The 15,305-nt window shown below is 43.9% G+C and carries 13 protein-coding genes; 9 read left to right on the plus strand and 4 right to left on the minus strand.

What is annotated here, in order from left to right; all coding sequences use genetic code 11:
* Window positions 1-21: 21 nt before the first annotated feature.
* The 6 genes from mbhE to mnhG are packed head-to-tail and all read left to right on the plus strand — an operon-like array spanning window position 22 to window position 5,574.
* Entirely contained in the window at window positions 22-2,691 is a 2,670-nt protein-coding gene (gene mbhE / locus R7M92_RS04050) for a hydrogen gas-evolving membrane-bound hydrogenase subunit E (RefSeq protein ID WP_239932195.1), read from the plus strand.
* Window positions 2,691-3,044, plus strand: a complete 354-nt coding sequence (locus R7M92_RS04055) for a Na+/H+ antiporter subunit C (protein WP_017633704.1) — start codon at window positions 2,691-2,693, stop codon at window positions 3,042-3,044. The genes mbhE and R7M92_RS04055 overlap by 1 nt, the downstream gene beginning before the upstream one ends.
* Window positions 3,041-4,537 carry a Na+/H+ antiporter subunit D gene (locus tag R7M92_RS04060; protein ID WP_053349220.1) on the plus strand — a complete coding sequence of 499 codons (1,497 nt, stop codon included), beginning with the start codon at window positions 3,041-3,043 and terminating at the stop codon, window positions 4,535-4,537. The genes R7M92_RS04055 and R7M92_RS04060 overlap by 4 nt, the downstream gene beginning before the upstream one ends.
* Entirely contained in the window at window positions 4,534-5,010 is a 477-nt protein-coding gene (locus R7M92_RS04065) for a Na+/H+ antiporter subunit E (RefSeq protein ID WP_005373320.1), read from the plus strand. The genes R7M92_RS04060 and R7M92_RS04065 overlap by 4 nt, the downstream gene beginning before the upstream one ends.
* Window positions 5,003-5,281, plus strand: a complete 279-nt coding sequence (locus R7M92_RS04070; RefSeq protein ID WP_005373317.1) for a cation:proton antiporter — start codon at window positions 5,003-5,005, stop codon at window positions 5,279-5,281. Before R7M92_RS04065 ends, R7M92_RS04070 begins: the two co-directional genes overlap by 8 nt.
* Window positions 5,281-5,574 (plus strand): monovalent cation/H(+) antiporter subunit G, encoded by a 294-nt coding sequence (mnhG, locus tag R7M92_RS04075; RefSeq protein WP_005373314.1) that lies wholly within the window; start codon window positions 5,281-5,283, stop codon window positions 5,572-5,574. Before R7M92_RS04070 ends, mnhG begins: the two co-directional genes overlap by 1 nt.
* 19 nt (window positions 5,575-5,593) lie before the next feature.
* Here mnhG and R7M92_RS04080 read toward each other — a convergent pair whose 3' ends face one another.
* Window positions 5,594-6,301, minus strand: coding sequence for a GntR family transcriptional regulator (locus R7M92_RS04080; protein WP_318132766.1), 708 nt, complete (start codon window positions 6,299-6,301; stop codon window positions 5,594-5,596).
* A gap of 180 nt (window positions 6,302-6,481) precedes the next feature.
* Here R7M92_RS04080 and R7M92_RS04085 point away from each other — a divergent pair, with 180 nt between their 5' ends.
* Both R7M92_RS04085 and R7M92_RS04090 read left to right on the plus strand, forming a co-directional pair.
* Complete coding sequence (locus R7M92_RS04085; RefSeq protein ID WP_318132768.1) at window positions 6,482-7,810, plus strand: 6-phospho-alpha-glucosidase; 1,329 nt, start codon at window positions 6,482-6,484, stop codon at window positions 7,808-7,810.
* 55 nt (window positions 7,811-7,865) lie between these two features.
* Window positions 7,866-9,416, plus strand: a complete 1,551-nt coding sequence (locus R7M92_RS04090; protein WP_053308067.1) for an alpha-glucoside-specific PTS transporter subunit IIBC — start codon at window positions 7,866-7,868, stop codon at window positions 9,414-9,416.
* A 177-nt stretch (window positions 9,417-9,593) separates the two neighbouring features.
* On the opposite strand, the gene R7M92_RS04095 is transcribed toward R7M92_RS04090, so the two are convergent.
* The 3 genes from R7M92_RS04095 to R7M92_RS04105 form a co-directional block, all read right to left on the minus strand.
* Complete coding sequence (locus R7M92_RS04095) at window positions 9,594-11,621, minus strand: acetoacetate--CoA ligase (protein WP_318132769.1); 2,028 nt, start codon at window positions 11,619-11,621, stop codon at window positions 9,594-9,596.
* Window positions 11,622-11,708: 87 nt separating this feature from the next.
* Window positions 11,709-12,635, minus strand: coding sequence for an electron transfer flavoprotein subunit alpha/FixB family protein (locus R7M92_RS04100; protein ID WP_017820355.1), 927 nt, complete (start codon window positions 12,633-12,635; stop codon window positions 11,709-11,711).
* Window positions 12,632-13,384 (minus strand): electron transfer flavoprotein subunit beta/FixA family protein, encoded by a 753-nt coding sequence (locus R7M92_RS04105; protein WP_042523555.1) that lies wholly within the window; start codon window positions 13,382-13,384, stop codon window positions 12,632-12,634. Before R7M92_RS04105 ends, R7M92_RS04100 begins: the two co-directional genes overlap by 4 nt.
* A gap of 155 nt (window positions 13,385-13,539) precedes the next feature.
* Here R7M92_RS04105 and R7M92_RS04110 point away from each other — a divergent pair, with 155 nt between their 5' ends.
* On the plus strand, window positions 13,540-15,177 hold the full coding sequence (locus R7M92_RS04110) for an electron transfer flavoprotein-ubiquinone oxidoreductase (protein ID WP_053304706.1): 1,638 nt from the start codon (window positions 13,540-13,542) through the stop codon (window positions 15,175-15,177).
* Window positions 15,178-15,305: the final 128 nt, after the last annotated feature.

The following is a 15,305-nucleotide window of genomic DNA, read 5'->3' on the forward strand; positions in this document are numbered from 1 at the left end:
TATAATAACGAATGGGCTGCGATGTTGAATAACATAACGGGTAAAGAAAACCTGCCGAAAAACCTAGATAATCAGTTGGTCTTACTGATTTTCCCTGCGCTGCCAGTTTTAATCTTCTCTTTTCTCTTCTATATCTATACTCCTGCAGGCGTGAGCTGGAATGCGGAATGGATACCAAGCCTCGATATCAACCTTAGCTTTAGATTAGATGGTCTTTCATTTCTTTTTGCGGGACTGATCAGTGGGATTGGCGCACTGATTCAAATCTACGCTTTGGCTTATTTACGAGAAAGTGATAGCCGGTTTTCCTTTCATTTGTATCTAACCCTATTCATGCTTGCCATGCTAGGGATTGTGATGAGCGATAACATTCTGTTGTTATTTGTTTTCTGGGAACTCACCACCATCACTTCTTACTTACTGATCGGGTTTAATCACGAAAATAAAACGTCTCGGAAAAACGCCTTGCAGTCGCTGATTGTTACCGGTGCTGGTGGACTAGCGTTGCTAGCTGGTCTTATCTTGCTGGGAGCAATGGCAGGGAGTTATGAGCTAAATACCATTATCGAGCAGGCAGACACTATTGCGCAGCATGAATGGTTTATCCCATCTCTAGTGCTCATACTACTCGGTGCATTTACTAAATCTGCGCAATTCCCGTTTCATTTTTGGCTACCTAACGCGATGGCAGCTCCCACTCCGGTCAGTGCGTATTTACACTCGGCAACAATGGTAAAGGCAGGCATTTACCTATTAGCACGTTTATCGCCAGTTTATGCCCACAGCGAGATCTGGTTTTATGCTTTAGTCATCACTGGGAGTATCACTGCCATTTGGTGCACATTTGTCGCATTAAAACAAACTGACTTGAAGCTGATGCTAGCCTACAGCACGAATGTTGCTTTGGGTAAATTAACATTATTACTAGGTATGGGCACAGATTTGGCTGTTAGTGCAGTATTGATGTTTATTCTCGCTCACTCTTTCTATAAAGCTGCGCTGTTTATGGTGGTGGGTAATATCGACAAAGCGACAGGAACACGAGATATTGATCAATTGTACGGTCTGAAGTCAGTTCTCGTCATCAGCATGGTTGCGGGGAGTTTGGCTGCATTGTCTAAAGCGGGGTTCCCGCCGTTGTTAGGCTTTTTGAGCAAAGAATACATGTACAAGTCCGCAGTAGAGCTCAATAACTGGATCGCCTTTGTACTATTAATCGTGAATATACTGATGGTCGCGCTAACCATTATGCTTATTGCGAGACCATTCTTTGCTCGCCGTGGTCTCGTGCCGATTGAAACTAAGCCAGTTGAGACAAAAAAAGCCATGTGGATCTCGCCTTTGCTCCTGGCTCTTGGCAGTCTCCTGGTCCCGTTATTCGGTTTAAATTGGTTAGATCGCAATATTATTTTTCCGGGCTCTGCTGACATTCTGCCCACAGCAGCTCTTAAAGAGACATCACTATGGCATGGCGTGAATGTACCGTTAGTGTTAAGCGTTATTACGCTAGCGTTGGGGTATGTGGTGTACCGTGTTTATCCTACTGTGTCTGCATTTTTTCAGCGGTTACATCTATTCGTCCCCAAAGCGGAGAATATTTTTGAACGACTATTAGATGGCATGATGACAGTGGCGAAGTGGCAAACGGCGCGGTTACAGCAAAAGAAATTGAGTCGCTATGTCCTATTATTTTTCACGGTACTTGCCGTTGCGTTACTGAGTCAGGTAGCGCTTATTCCTCTACCTTTGGTTGGCGAACTTTCAAGTGTCACTTTCTATGAGATTGGTATTGCCTTATTGTTAATTGGTGCTGCGCTCGTATGTGCGTTGTCCCACGCAAGACTTCTTGCGATCTCTGCGCTTGGTATGATTGGCTTCATGACCACGCTTGTTTTTATGATCTATAGCGCCCCGGACGTTGCGAAGACTTTACTGTTAGTGGAAACATTAATGGTGGTCTTTCTTGCATTGTTAATGCGTCATATGCCACGTCTAACCACCGTGCCCAAGCATTCAATAAAACGTAAAGTAGCGAATATTTGCATAGCAGGTGTGATAGGTGTTTCGGTTACTTTACTTTTGTTAGGAATCACGTCTCAGCCGATGGACTCTTCGGTGTCAGATTTCTTTGCAGAAAACAGTGTCCCGGGTGGACATGGGCGAAACATTGTTAACGTTATTCTGGTTGACTTTCGCGCATTTGATACATTGGGAGAAGTTGTCGTCGTTGTTATTGCTGGGATTGCGGCAGTGAGTTTGCTTAAGACAAGAGCGAAAAAGCAAAATCGTATCCAATCATTAATTTTTGCAACCACGGCACACATCGTTTCGGCACTCATGCTCGTATTTTCAGTGTATCTGTTGTTACGTGGTCATAACGAACCGGGTGGTGGCTTTATTGGTGCGTTGATTGCCGTTATTGGTTTATCACTTCTCATGTTCGCGGAATCACCGAAATACGTTCGTTCTAGGTTGTATTTCAAACCGTTTCTCATTGCGTTATCTGGCATCGCATTGAGCTTAGTTTCTGGTGCTTTGAGCTTTGCGTTTGATAAACCGTTTTTGACCGGACTGTGGTGGAAAGACGTGATACCACTAGGGACGCCATTGGTTTTTGATGTTGGTGTTTACCTTGCCGTTATAGGTGGCGTGATGGGTATGCTGCTTCGTATTAATGAGGAGCTAGAGTGATGGAAATAGTCTGGAGTGTTGTCGTTGGAGTATTTGTCGCAGCAGGTGTTTATTTAATGCTTGAAAAGCATATCTTGCGCCTTTTGTTCGGCATCATGTTACTCAGTAGTGCGGTTAACCTTGCTATTTTTACCGCTGGAAGGCTGACGCCCGGAGAGCCGCCATTGATTGGCGATAATGCTCTTTTACCACCAGATAGCGCGGCAAATCCTTTACCTCAAGCGCTTATCTTAACTGCGATAGTCATCGGTTTTGGACTACTTATTTTTGCTTTAATGCTGTTCTATCGAGCTTATAAAGACACTGGAACTGCAAACGTCGATGAAATGCAACGTTCTGAGGAGGGTCAATGAGTTCGATTTTGCTTACGTTACCGGTTGTTCTCTCGCTGAGTACGGCGTTGACTATCTTCTTCGTCCGTCGCTCAACAAAAAGTGTTGAGTGGTTGAGCGGTGTAAGTGCGATTTCGAACCTTTTCGTTGCGGGCTTTCTCACAGAAAACATCATAAGTAATGGTATTCAAGCCGTTGCTTTTGGTCAGTGGAGTGCGCCATTTGGTATCGTGTTTGTCGCAGATTACCTCAGCGTTGCTATGGTGATGATAACGGCGGTGATTGGTGCGATATGTGTTTTCTACGCGATGGCGGACCTTCACCGAAAGCCCTCCTATAGCAATTACCATGCGTTAATGCACGTGTTGCTTGCTGGCGTTTATGGTGCTTTCCTGACTGGAGATATTTTTAATCTGTATGTTTGGTTTGAGGTCATGCTCATTTCATCATTTGGTTTAATGGTGTTAGATGCAACGAAAACTCAAGTTGATGGTGCAGTAAAGTACGTGATGTTGAACCTGATTTCGACGCTGGTATTTTTGCTTGCTATCGGTTTATTGTATGGCGCAACGGGCACCTTGAACTTGGCCGATCTCTACACCAAAGTAGGGGAAAATGAATTGAGCATCAACATGATGCTGTCCGCGCTATTTTTGTTTGCCTTTTCTATTAAAGCGGCACTCTTTCCTTTATTTGCTTGGTTGCCAGCTTCTTATCACACGTTACCAAGCGGTGTGGTGGCACTGTTTGCCGCGTTGCTTACTAAAGTCGGTGTATACGCGTTGATAAGAGTCTTTACCTTGGTATTTCCGCTCGCCGAGAGTGGTTGGCAACCGACGTTAATTTGGGTCGCAGGGCTAACCATGTTAACGGGCGTTTTAGGAGCGGCTAGCCAATTCGACATTAAGAAAATTCTTTCTTTTCATATTATTAGCCAAATAGGCTATATGATCATGGGGTTGGCTATTTACACTCCCTTAGCTTTAGCCGGTGCCATTTTCTACATTGTTCATCACATCATTGTAAAAGCGAATTTGTTCTTAATAGGTGGATTCATCGAGCGCAAATATGGCTCTAGTCAACTTGAACATTTGGGTGGGGTATACAAAGCTATGCCTTGGTTAGCGTTCTTGTTTCTTGTCCCTGCGTTTTCTCTGGCCGGTTTCCCACCGCTATCGGGTTTCTGGGGAAAGCTATTGGTCATCAAGTCGAGCATACAGGCTGAGTATTACTGGTTAGCAGGTACCGCGTTATTGGTGGGGTTGCTTACTGTCTACTCGATGACGAAAATTTGGAGTGAGGCATTTTGGAAAAAGCCATTTAGAGAGAAGCCAGAACAGACTCTGCAGGCCAAAGTACATTGGTTGTACTGCGTTCCAATTATTGTATTGACAACGTTGACGCTAATCATTGGCTTAGTGGCGGAGCCTTTTTATCAATTTTCCGTTCAAGCTGCAGAACAACTGTTAAATCCGACTGAATACATCAGAGTGGTGTTAGGAGGAAATGCATGATCTATCTATTCCTCAATTTTTTCTTAGCGTTAGCGTGGATGATGCTTAATGGCAGCTATTCGAGTCTGAATTTTGTTGTCGGATTTACGGTCGGCTTTTTTGCTTTAAGGTTGAGTCAACCATTTGGATTGAAAACGAGCTATTTTCAACGTTTTGCATCTGCATTGAAGTTATTGGTGTACTTCGCTTATGAAATGGTTATATCGGTTGCGAAAGTGGTGTGGGACGTCGTGACACCTACTCATTTGAGTCAGCCTGATATCGTTTATGTCCCTCTGGAGGTCGATTCTGACCTAGAAATCACATTACTGGCGAACATGGTTTCTTTAACACCGGGTACGCTTAGTTTGGATGTTACGGCTGATAAAAAGTATCTTATCGTTCATGCCATGTTTGCACCTGAACATGAAGAGGTTATTCGCGGAATTAAAGATGGGTTAGAGCATCGAATTTTGGAGGTGACGCGTGGATAGTTGGCTGCAAATAACGGTCACTTTTGCCTATTCTGGGCTACTACTCAGCTTTGTTATGGCTTTTGCTCGTTTAATTCTAGGACCAACGCTAGCTGATCGAGTTGTGGCGTTAGATCTGATTTCATTTATCACTATCGGATTTATTACGGTCTACACCTTAGACAGCGGTGAGGACGCTCTGTTAGACATCGCCATTACATTAGGTTTGGTCGCATTTCTCGGCACGATCGCATTTGCACGTTTGATCGTTAAAAGAAAGGAGAAAGAATAATGGACGTGTTGATTGGACTATTTTTATGCTTAGGAACATTGTTGACCTTGGTTGCAAGTCTAGGTGTCCTAAGGCTTCCTGATTTGTATACCCGAATGCATGCAGCGACCAAAGCTGGAACTGTCGGAGTGAGCTGCTTGTTATTAGCGGTCGCTTTCTCACTCCCTGAAGTTACCGTGATCTCTCGGGTTATCGGTACGATGTTGTTTATCGTTCTCACTGCGCCAGTCGCCTCCCACCTGCTCGGCAGAGCAATGCGAGAGGTCGGATATAAGATTTGGCGTAATGATTAACCATTAGCGTCGAATAGTACTACGCCCTAGTTGAAATAAACTCGAAGCTGTATTGATGAAGTCGGAAGTAATTGACGGTATATTCAAATGCACGACCATCTTCTAGGTAACCAGTGGACTCAACTTTTAGAATAGGGGAAGCTTCTGATTCATTCAGGTATGAGGCCGTCCCTGCATCTAACAAGTACGGTTTGACAGACTGACTGCTTTTCGCAATTTTCAATCCTTTGCTATTTTCAATGTACTCATATTTAGAACCATTCATTATGGCTATGCTCAAGTCTGGAAATAACATTGCTGGCATATGAGTGACTTCGTAAATTTCAGGCTCATCATTAATACATCTGAGTCTATGTATTTCATATGTATCATCATTGGGCGAGAGATTTAACTGCTTAGCAACCTGCTCATTCGGCTTTTTAAGTTCGAACTTTATGACTTGAGAGCTAGGCGTTTTCCCCTGTTTACTGACTTCCTCGATAAAACCCAGCAAATGTAAGGCATCATGTTGGGCTTTTAGATCGTTTACATAAGTTCCACTACCTCTTGTCCGACTAATTAAATTATTGTCGACCAGAATTTGTAAGCTTTTTCTGATGGTTACGCGGCTTACGGAAAACTCTTCTTGCAAATCACTCTCTTTTGGAAGCATCGATTTCGGTTGTAGTTCCCCATCTTTGATCTTTTTTTCTAATCGTTCCGCAATGTCTATGTATTTGGGTTTCATAATACCTCGCTAAGTCTTGGATCATGATAGCAAGAATGTGATCTGAGATGTAGTTAATACTTTTCCTTAGGATCTTTGTGTGATTTTTATCTCGTATCTTTGTGCTTATACTTTAAATGTATCATAAAAGTATTAATACTTATTTTATACATTTTCAGGATAAACATTTGAGGTAGCGAAATGAAACGTCAAAAATTAGCGATTGTTGGTGCTGGCAGTACATACACACTTGGTATGATGAACAGCCTTATTGCCGAAAAAGATAACTTTCCACTCGCAAAAGTCGTGTTTTACGACATAGATGAGAAACGCCAAGAATCGAATGCATTAGCTACTGAAATTCTATTGCGAGAACACTATCCAGAAGTTGAAGAGTTTGTTTATACAACGGATAAATCTGTCGCATTCGCAGATTCGGACTTTTTCTTTATCCAGATCCGCACTGGTGGGTTGACCATGCGCGAGCGCGATGAACAAATCCCGCTATCCAACTCTTGTGTTGGGCAAGAGACATGTGGCGCGGGAGGAATGGCATATGGACTTCGCTCTATCGGCGACATGATCCAGCTAGTGAACGAGATCCGACAAACGTGTCCAGATGCGTGGATTCTTAATTACACCAACCCGGCGGCAATTGTCGCTGAAGCTTTAAATCGTGAATTTCCGCATGATAAGCGAATTCTAAATATCTGTGATATGCCAGCAGCGATTATGGTCAGCTATGCGCAATTGTTAGGATGTGAAATTTGGGACTTCGTTCCTGAATATTTTGGGCTTAATCACTATGGCTGGTTTACCAAAATTCGTAACAAACAGGGTGAAGACTTAACGGACAAAATTAAAAATATCATCCTAAAAGAAGGGATCAGTGCGGTTGATGCGGAAATAGCGGATGACCCATCGTGGCAAGCCACATTCAAAAACATGAGAACAATGCTTGCTGATAATCCAGAGTTTTTGCCGAATACGTATCTTCAGTACTATTTGTACCCTGAAAAAATGGTGGCGAAAGAGGATATCAACAATACTCGCGCAAGGCAGGTAATTAACGGCCGTGAGAAACGAGTGTTCGAATTGAACGCAAGAATAATTGAAGCGGGCACCACGAAGCATGAAACACTGCATGCCGATATCCATGGTCGATACATGGTGAGAGTCGCGGCTTCGCTAGCCTACAACTTGAGCGATGTGTATCTCGTCATCGTACCGAACAATGGTGCTATTACAAATTTACAAAATGACGCCATGGTAGAAGTTCCAGCTGCGCTAACTAGTGATGGACCGAAAGCTTTTACTGTAGGAAAAATCCCAACCTTCCAAAAAGCCATGATTGAGAGCCAACTTGGTTACGAGAAATTAGTTGTGGATGCTTGGTACGAAGGAAGTCAGCAAAAGCTGATTAATGCACTCACACTTAACCGTACCGTGGTTAATGTGCCAAAAGCTAAAGAAATAACAAAACAATTACTAGAAGAAAATAAAGCCTACCTTCCTCAATTTTTTCAATAACAACTGGACGTTCGGGGCCTACTTGTAGACTCCGTGAATGAAACAAGAGGTTTATATGAAAGACATTATTCAAAGGTTCGGAGCCGCGATGTTTGTTCCCGTTCTATTATTTCCAGCAGCGGGCATGTTATTGGGTTTCTCTGTTGTGCTGTTAAATCAAGAAGTGTTTCCTTGGGCACTAGAGGGGAGTGCTTGGGTTAAAGTCTCGACGATCATTTTACAGGCATCTCTCGCTGTATTTAAAAATATGGCACTTATTTTTGCCGTTGGGTTACCTATCGCTTTAGCTAAAAAAGCATCTGGTCGCGCTGTACTTGCAACACTCGTTTCCTACATTACGTTTAACTACGTTATTGGTGGAATCCTTCAATTTTGGGGACCAGAACTGGGCGTGAACTATACGGAAGGTGAGCGAGGTTTGACTGAAGTTGGTGGCATTCTAACGCTTGATACCAACTTACTAGGTGCCATTTTAATTGCAAGTCTCTCTGTTTGGGTTCACAACCGATTCTTTGATAAAAAGCTACCGGATTGGGCGGCTGTATTTGGCGGAACGCCATTGGTTGTGATCATTAGTTTCCCCATTATGGTCGTGATGGCAATTCTAACTTGTTTGACTTGGCCAAGTATTCAGCATGGTATTAATAATCTGCAATCATTTTTGGTTTCTGCTGGATCGTTAGGGGTATGGCTATTTACGTTTTTAGAGCGAATCATGATACCAACGGGGTTGCATCATTTCGTATATGGTCCCGTTTTTTATGGGCCAGTTGCAGTCGATGGCGGGACGGTTGCCTATTGGATTCAAAATATACAGACATTCGCCCAGAGCTCGGAAAGTTTAACGACACAATTTCCTCAGGGTGGTTTGATGTTGACGGGAATGGGTAAAGTGTTTGGTTGTACGGGTATCGCACTAGCACTCTATTCAGTTGCGAAAAAAGAAAATAAAAAGATGGTGATGGGGTTAGTGCTCGGAGCCGCAATCACAGCAATTCTTACAGGGATAACCGAACCAATAGAGTTTACATTCTTATTTATCGCACCTGCGCTGTTTGCTTTGCATGCGTTGTTATCTGCGACAATGGCAACGATCGCCTTTATGTTTGGTGTTTCCGGTAACTTTCAGACTGGCTTGATAGACTTCATTTTCCAAAACTGGTTGCCTTTGGCTGGTAACCATGCAGGAACATACGTGATTCAGATTATTATTGGTCTCATGTTTACTGGTGTTTACTTTGTTACGTTTCGCGCGCTTATTTTAAAATACAACATACTTACTCCGGGACGTGAAGGTGCAGATAGTAAGTTGTATTCCAAAGCTGACTACAAAGAAGCGAAAGCGGTCCATAACAGTAGCGCAAGTCCGTCACAAGCTAGTGCCTTTATTGAAGGTTTGGGTGGAAAAGAAAACATTGACTTGTTAACTAATTGCGCGACGCGTCTGCGTGTTAAAGTTAAAGATGTCTCTCTGGTAAAGGAGAACGCATTTTTCACACAGCACGGAGCGGTGAATATTGTTAGAAATCAAGAGAGCCTTCAAATCATCGTTGGTTTAACGGTGCCACAAGTTCGCGAAGATATGAGCCAACTGATAAAAGCTTAACCCCCAAACTAATGCTCCAGCTCATATGGCTCAAAGGTGAGATAGAATTATCTCACCTTTTTTGTGTACATGAAGCATATTTCGCTCAGTTTCCACGAAAGTGGGGAGGAGTTATCGAGCGAGCTAAAATATAGTTAGGTTATACCCGTCTGTATTGTGGGAAGACTTGTTGGGTCTCTAAGTGACTGTGGCGCCTTCTATGTTGAAAAGCGTTTTAATTTCTTCCAGCACTTCTGGGTTAGCAATAGCACCAATGTTTTTTACAGCTTGTCCGTTTACCAATTGTTTCACTGCTAGCTCAACCAATTTGCCTGAGCGCGTTTTAGGAATATCACTGATAGCAAAAATTTGTCGTGGGACATGGCGCGGTGAACATTTTGTCTTCAATGTTTGGCGAATTGAATCGGTGAGTTGTTGGGTTAACTCGACGTTGTGAGCGAGTTTTACTAATAACCAGATTTCTTCAGACTGCTGGTTTAACTTGCCGACAGCGATGGAGTCTTCAACCTCGGGTAACGCGTTCACTTGTTGGTAGATTTCAGCGGTACCGATTCGTACGCCGCCTGGATTTAAGGTTGCGTCACTACGGCCATAAAAAATAAAGCCGCCATGTTCGGTTTGCATCACATCGTCGCCATGGTGCCAGATATCGGTAAACTTGCTCCAATAAGCGTTGTGATAACGTTCGCCGTTGTCGTTCCAGAAGCCAATAGGGAAGTTAGGTAGCGAGTTATTACAAGTCAGTTCGCCGCGTTTTTGCGTAATAGTATGTCCACCATCCTCTAGAACACGTGCGTCGATTCCTAGCCCTGAGCCTTGGCATTCACCTTTGTAAACTGGTGAAATAGGGTTTCCAAGTACAAAGCATCCGCAAATATCTGTGCCGCCAGCGATAGAAGCGAGATGCAAGTCCTGCTTGATGTGCTGATAGACATAATTAAATTGTTCTGGGTAAAGCACCGAACCAGTTGAGCACAGAGTTTTGAGTGACTTCAGGTTATGTTCTAGTTTTGGAGAGCAGTTTGCCTGTTCCAGTGCTTCTAAGTATTTCGCTGAAGTACCAAACAGCGACACGCTATGTTCTTCTGCTAATTGCCATAAGACGGAGTGATCAGGGTAAACCGGACTACCGTCGTAAATCACTAAGGCTGCACCACTCGCAAGAGCGGAAACATGCCAGTTCCACATCATCCAACCACATGTTGTGTAGTAGAAAACCTTGTCTTGCGATTTGATGTCGCAATGCAGTTGATGTTCTTTGAGGTGATTGAGCAAGGTACCGCCTGCGGAATGGACAATACACTTAGGTTGACCTGTTGTACCAGAAGAATACAAAATGAATAACGGGTCATTAAACAGCGTTGGTTGATATTGAATTGATTGTGGAGAAAAGTGGTGAGTAATATCGGACCAAGAAACAAACTCAGAAGTGCTAGCACTCTCAGCGTTTTGTAAATATTCGATTTGGCATACGCTAATAGTAGTCTCTTCGGAGGCACTGCTTAACTTACTACTAAGAGTGGTGTTCTTGTCCGTCATATCGAAAGCTTTGCCTCCGAACTGGTAGCCATCACAGCAAAAAAGAACTTTCGGTTTGACCTGACCAAAACGCTCTACGACGCTATCGATACCAAAATCAGGAGAGGTTGAAGTCCAAATGGCACCAAGACTGGTGGTGGCCAGCATGGCAATAACGGTTTCAGGAAGGTAGGGCAAATAACCCGCAACGACATCGCCTTTACCGACACCACAATTGAGTAGCCATTGTTGAATGGCAGAAACTTGTTCAAGCAACTGTTTACCGGTGAGTTGTCGGTGTTCACCGCTTTCATTGCTAAAAACAATAAACTCACGCTCTGGTGATTGTTCAGCCTGAGATAGGAGGTTCTCTGCGTAGTTCAGCGTGGCGTCAGCAAACCATACTGTGTCTCTATTTACATGATGATGATTAGAACCTGTTGGTGTCCATTTGGGACTGCCAAGGCTCTTGACTTGCGAACCCATATCTCCGATTACGTTGCAATACTGCCAAGTATGTCGCCAAAATTCATCATTGTGCTCAATGGACCACTGGTGTAGAGACGTGTAATTGTTGATTACGGTACCTTCGGCTTTGTCTTTATTAACCTTTTCGATGAACCGTAATAAGTTGCTATTGCTGACGCGCTCAGCAGATGGTGACCAAATAGGTGCAGAATTTGGCATAGGTCCCTCTAATTTCAATTCTTTTGAATATGACCAAAAACAAAATAAAGGGGCGAACATAGCAGTGTTCGCCCCTTATCTGATCGTTTAAAGTTGTTCGGCAAGCTGAGGTAGTACCTCAAATAAATCACCAACCAATCCATAGTCGGCAACTTCAAAGATAGGAGATTCTGGATCTTTGTTGATCGCGACAATCACTTTGGATTCCTTCATTCCTGCAAGATGCTGGATGGCACCGGAAATCCCAACCGCTATATAAAGCTTAGGTGCAACGATTTTACCGGTTTGACCCACTTGTAAGTCGTTGGCAACAAACCCGGCATCAACCGCCGCGCGAGAAGCGCCAATGGCAGCACCTAGTTTATCGGCCACTTGTTCGATCAACGCGAAGTTCTCTTTGCTACCGACCCCGCGTCCACCTGACACAACCACCTCTGCCGCGCTTAATTCAGGACGTTCTGACACGGTTTTATCGACAGAAACCAATTCAACCATTGGAGCTGAGATAGTGACCTGCTGATGCTTAATATCAGCTTGGTTGTGACAAGTAACCGGCTCAAACGCAGACGCGCGCACGGTGATGACGCGAACCTTGTCGCTGGTGGTCACTTTGGCAAATGCGTTTCCTGCGTAAATAGGGCGGATAAAAGTGTTTTCATCGATAACTTGGACAATATCGGAAATTTGCCCAACGCCGAACTTCGCTGCTACTCGAGGTGCAAGGTCTTTCCCTTTTGATGATGAGCTAGCCCAGATTGCGTCAAAACCTTCAGCAATACTCACTACAATAGGTGCGATACTCTCGGCAAATTGATGCTTAAGTTGCTCATCATCGACACAAATTACGTTTGATATACCATCAACGCGACAAGCTTGCTGAGCGACTTCTTCACACTGGTGGCCCACTACGATCAAAACATTGTCTTGGCTGACTTGTTTTGCTGCATTAACCACTTTGAGTGTGTCCGCATGCAATTGGTTATTGTCATGCTCTGCTATGATTAAGTTCTTCATGAAATCACCTTCGCTTCGTTACGCAGCTTATCGAGAAGCTCTGAGACAGATTCAACCTTGATGCCACCTTTTCTTTGCGCTGGCGGTGTGATTTCTTGAATGGTTTGGCTAAATACCACTTCAACACCCAGACTGTCAGGTGTGATGGTATCTAACGGCTTGCGCTTAGCTTTCATGATATTAGGCAAAGAGGCAAAACGCGGTTCATTCAGGCGTAAGTCAGTACTGATCACCGCAGGTAAGTTCATCGCGACCGTCATCAAGCCGCCGTCCACTTCTCTCACGACCTGAACTTTTTGATCTTCAATCTTCACGTCGGAAGCGAAAGTTGCTTGAGGCCAGTCAAGTAGGGCGGCCAGCATCTGAGCCACTTGGTTGTTGTCCGTATCAATGGATTGTTTACCCGTAATCACAAGCTGTGCTTGTTCTTGCTCAACTAGAGCTTTGAGCAGCTTAGCAACAACTAATGGCTCTATTTTGTCTTCAGTATCGACATGAATAGCGCGATCGGCGCCTAATGCAAGCGCGGTACGTAGTTGCTCCTGACACTGGCTACCGCCAGCACTGACAACGATGACTTCATCTGCAATACCTTGCTCCTTTAGTCGTACGGCTTCTTCAACGGCTATTTCGCAAAATGGATTAATCGTCATCTTGACGTTATTGGTTTCAACATCGCTATGGTCCGCTTTCACGCGAACTTTAACGTAGGGATCAATGACCCTTTTGATTGGCACTAGTATTTTCACGTTAGATTCCTTTTACAGTGAAGACTATGTGTTTACAGTGAAGACGATGTGATGACGTCTTTAAAATGATGTTAATTTACCTTTACGTTTGCGTCAACTTTAAATATATTATTGATTAACAAGTTGGAAACATGCAAAGAAAAAGGAATGCAATCATGGAAAGAGACTGCATGGAATTTGATGTTCTGATTGTAGGCGCTGGTCCCGCAGGTTTGTCTGCGGCATGCCGAATCAAACAATTAGCAGCAGAAAAAAAACAAGACCTCTCTGTTTGCGTGGTAGAAAAAGGTTCTGAAGTTGGAGCGCATATTTTATCGGGTGCGGTGTTTGAAACGCGGAGTTTGGATGAGCTTTTTCCCGACTGGGAAGAGAAAGGCGCTCCGCTCAATACCAAAGTAAACCAAGATAAAACCTACTATCTAGGCAATGACATCAATGGTCATGAACTGCCTTCTTGGGCGGTGCCTAATACGTTACATAACAAAGGTAATTACATCATAAGTTTGGGCAGTCTATGCCGATGGATGGCGTTGCAGGCTGAGAACTTGGGGGTGGAGGTCTACCCAGGTTTTACCGCCAGTCAAGCGATCATCGATGAAGATAGTCGTGTTTGTGGCGTGATCACGGGCGATATGGGATTAGATAAAAATGGTGAACAAAAAGGAAATTTCGAACCTGGTATTGAACTGCGAGCGAAGTTTACTTTATTTGCTGAAGGCGCACGGGGGCATATTGGTAAGCAGTTGATTAACCGATTTAATCTTGCTGAAGAGAAAACGCCTCAACACTACGCTATCGGTTTTAAAGAGCTGTGGGAAATCCCATCAGAGCAGCATCAGCAAGGTTTAGTAGTGCACGGATTAGGTTGGCCGTTATCAAATGAAGCTACAGGTGGCAGTTATCTCTACCATTTAGAGGGAAACCAAGTTGCCGTCGGGTTGATTGTTGACTTGAATTATAAGAATCCGCACTTGAGTCCATTTGATGAGTTTCAACGTTTTAAACACCACCCGTTGATTGAGCAATACCTCAAAAATGGGAAGCGTATTAGCTATGGCGCGAGAGCGATTACCAAGGGCGGCTTTCATTCGCTTCCCACGCAGCAGTTTGCTGGTGGCTTGTTAATTGGCTGTGATGCAGGAACACTTAACGGCGCTAAAATCAAAGGCACACACACCGCAATAAAATCTGGAATGCTTGCCGCTGAAGCAGTATGTGAAGCCCTTGAGAGTCAGTCAGTTACTGCTGATTATCAAAAGCATTTCAAACAGTCTTGGCTATATGAAGAGCTTTATCAAGCACGTAACTTCTCAAGTGGAATCCACCGCTTTGGATCGTGGCTGGGCGGTGGTTTAGCGCTGCTGGAACATAACGTGTTAAAAGGTAAAGCTAAGTGGCATATCCGCTGTGATAAGCCTGATCATCAGTCTCTGTTATTGGCGGAAAACAGCAATGAAATTGTCTATCCGAAGCCTGATGGCGTGTTAAGTTTCGATCGCCTCTCTTCCGTTTATCTATCCAATATCTTCCATGAGGAAGATCAACCATGCCACTTACGACTGGAGAACCAGCGGATCCCTATTGAGCAGAACCTTGAATTATATGCAGAGCCAGCACAGCGCTATTGTCCGGCTGGCGTGTATGAAATCGTACAGGGGGAGCAGCAGCCAGAGCTGCAAATAAATGCGGCCAACTGTATCCACTGTAAGACCTGCGACATCAAAGATCCAAGTCAAAATATTACCTGGACTCCGCCAGAAGGTGGTGGTGGTCCGAACTATCCAAATATGTAAGCGTTTGAGAATAATTTTTATTAACAATTTATTTACTTAAAGTTTGCGTTAGTTCAAATCTTTCTCGATGAACTCGATTGCAACTTAATCTTTCAGGCACTATTCTGATTTTAAATTGACGTTTACGT

The organism is Vibrio sp. Vb2880 (assembly GCF_033337975.1).
Lineage (GTDB): Bacteria > Pseudomonadota > Gammaproteobacteria > Enterobacterales > Vibrionaceae > Vibrio > Vibrio alginolyticus.

Excerpts from the sequence above, each read along its gene's own strand:
- mnhG (WP_005373314.1), top strand. The coding sequence starts at position 5,281 with ATGGACGTGTTGATTGGACTATTTTTATGCTTAGGAACATTGTTGACC.
- R7M92_RS04065 (WP_005373320.1), top strand. The coding sequence starts at position 4,534 with ATGATCTATCTATTCCTCAATTTTTTCTTAGCGTTAGCGTGGATGATG.
- mbhE (WP_239932195.1), top strand. The coding sequence starts at position 22 with ATGTTGAATAACATAACGGGTAAAGAAAACCTGCCGAAAAACCTAGAT.
- R7M92_RS04080 (WP_318132766.1), bottom strand. The coding sequence starts at position 6,301 with ATGAAACCCAAATACATAGACATTGCGGAACGATTAGAAAAAAAGATC.
- R7M92_RS04095 (WP_318132769.1), bottom strand. The coding sequence starts at position 11,621 with ATGCCAAATTCTGCACCTATTTGGTCACCATCTGCTGAGCGCGTCAGC.
- R7M92_RS04110 (WP_053304706.1), top strand. The coding sequence starts at position 13,540 with ATGGAAAGAGACTGCATGGAATTTGATGTTCTGATTGTAGGCGCTGGT.
- R7M92_RS04060 (WP_053349220.1), top strand. The coding sequence starts at position 3,041 with ATGAGTTCGATTTTGCTTACGTTACCGGTTGTTCTCTCGCTGAGTACG.
- R7M92_RS04085 (WP_318132768.1), top strand. The coding sequence starts at position 6,482 with ATGAAACGTCAAAAATTAGCGATTGTTGGTGCTGGCAGTACATACACA.
- R7M92_RS04055 (WP_017633704.1), top strand. The coding sequence starts at position 2,691 with ATGGAAATAGTCTGGAGTGTTGTCGTTGGAGTATTTGTCGCAGCAGGT.
- R7M92_RS04090 (WP_053308067.1), top strand. The coding sequence starts at position 7,866 with ATGAAAGACATTATTCAAAGGTTCGGAGCCGCGATGTTTGTTCCCGTT.
- R7M92_RS04100 (WP_017820355.1), bottom strand. The coding sequence starts at position 12,635 with ATGAAGAACTTAATCATAGCAGAGCATGACAATAACCAATTGCATGCG.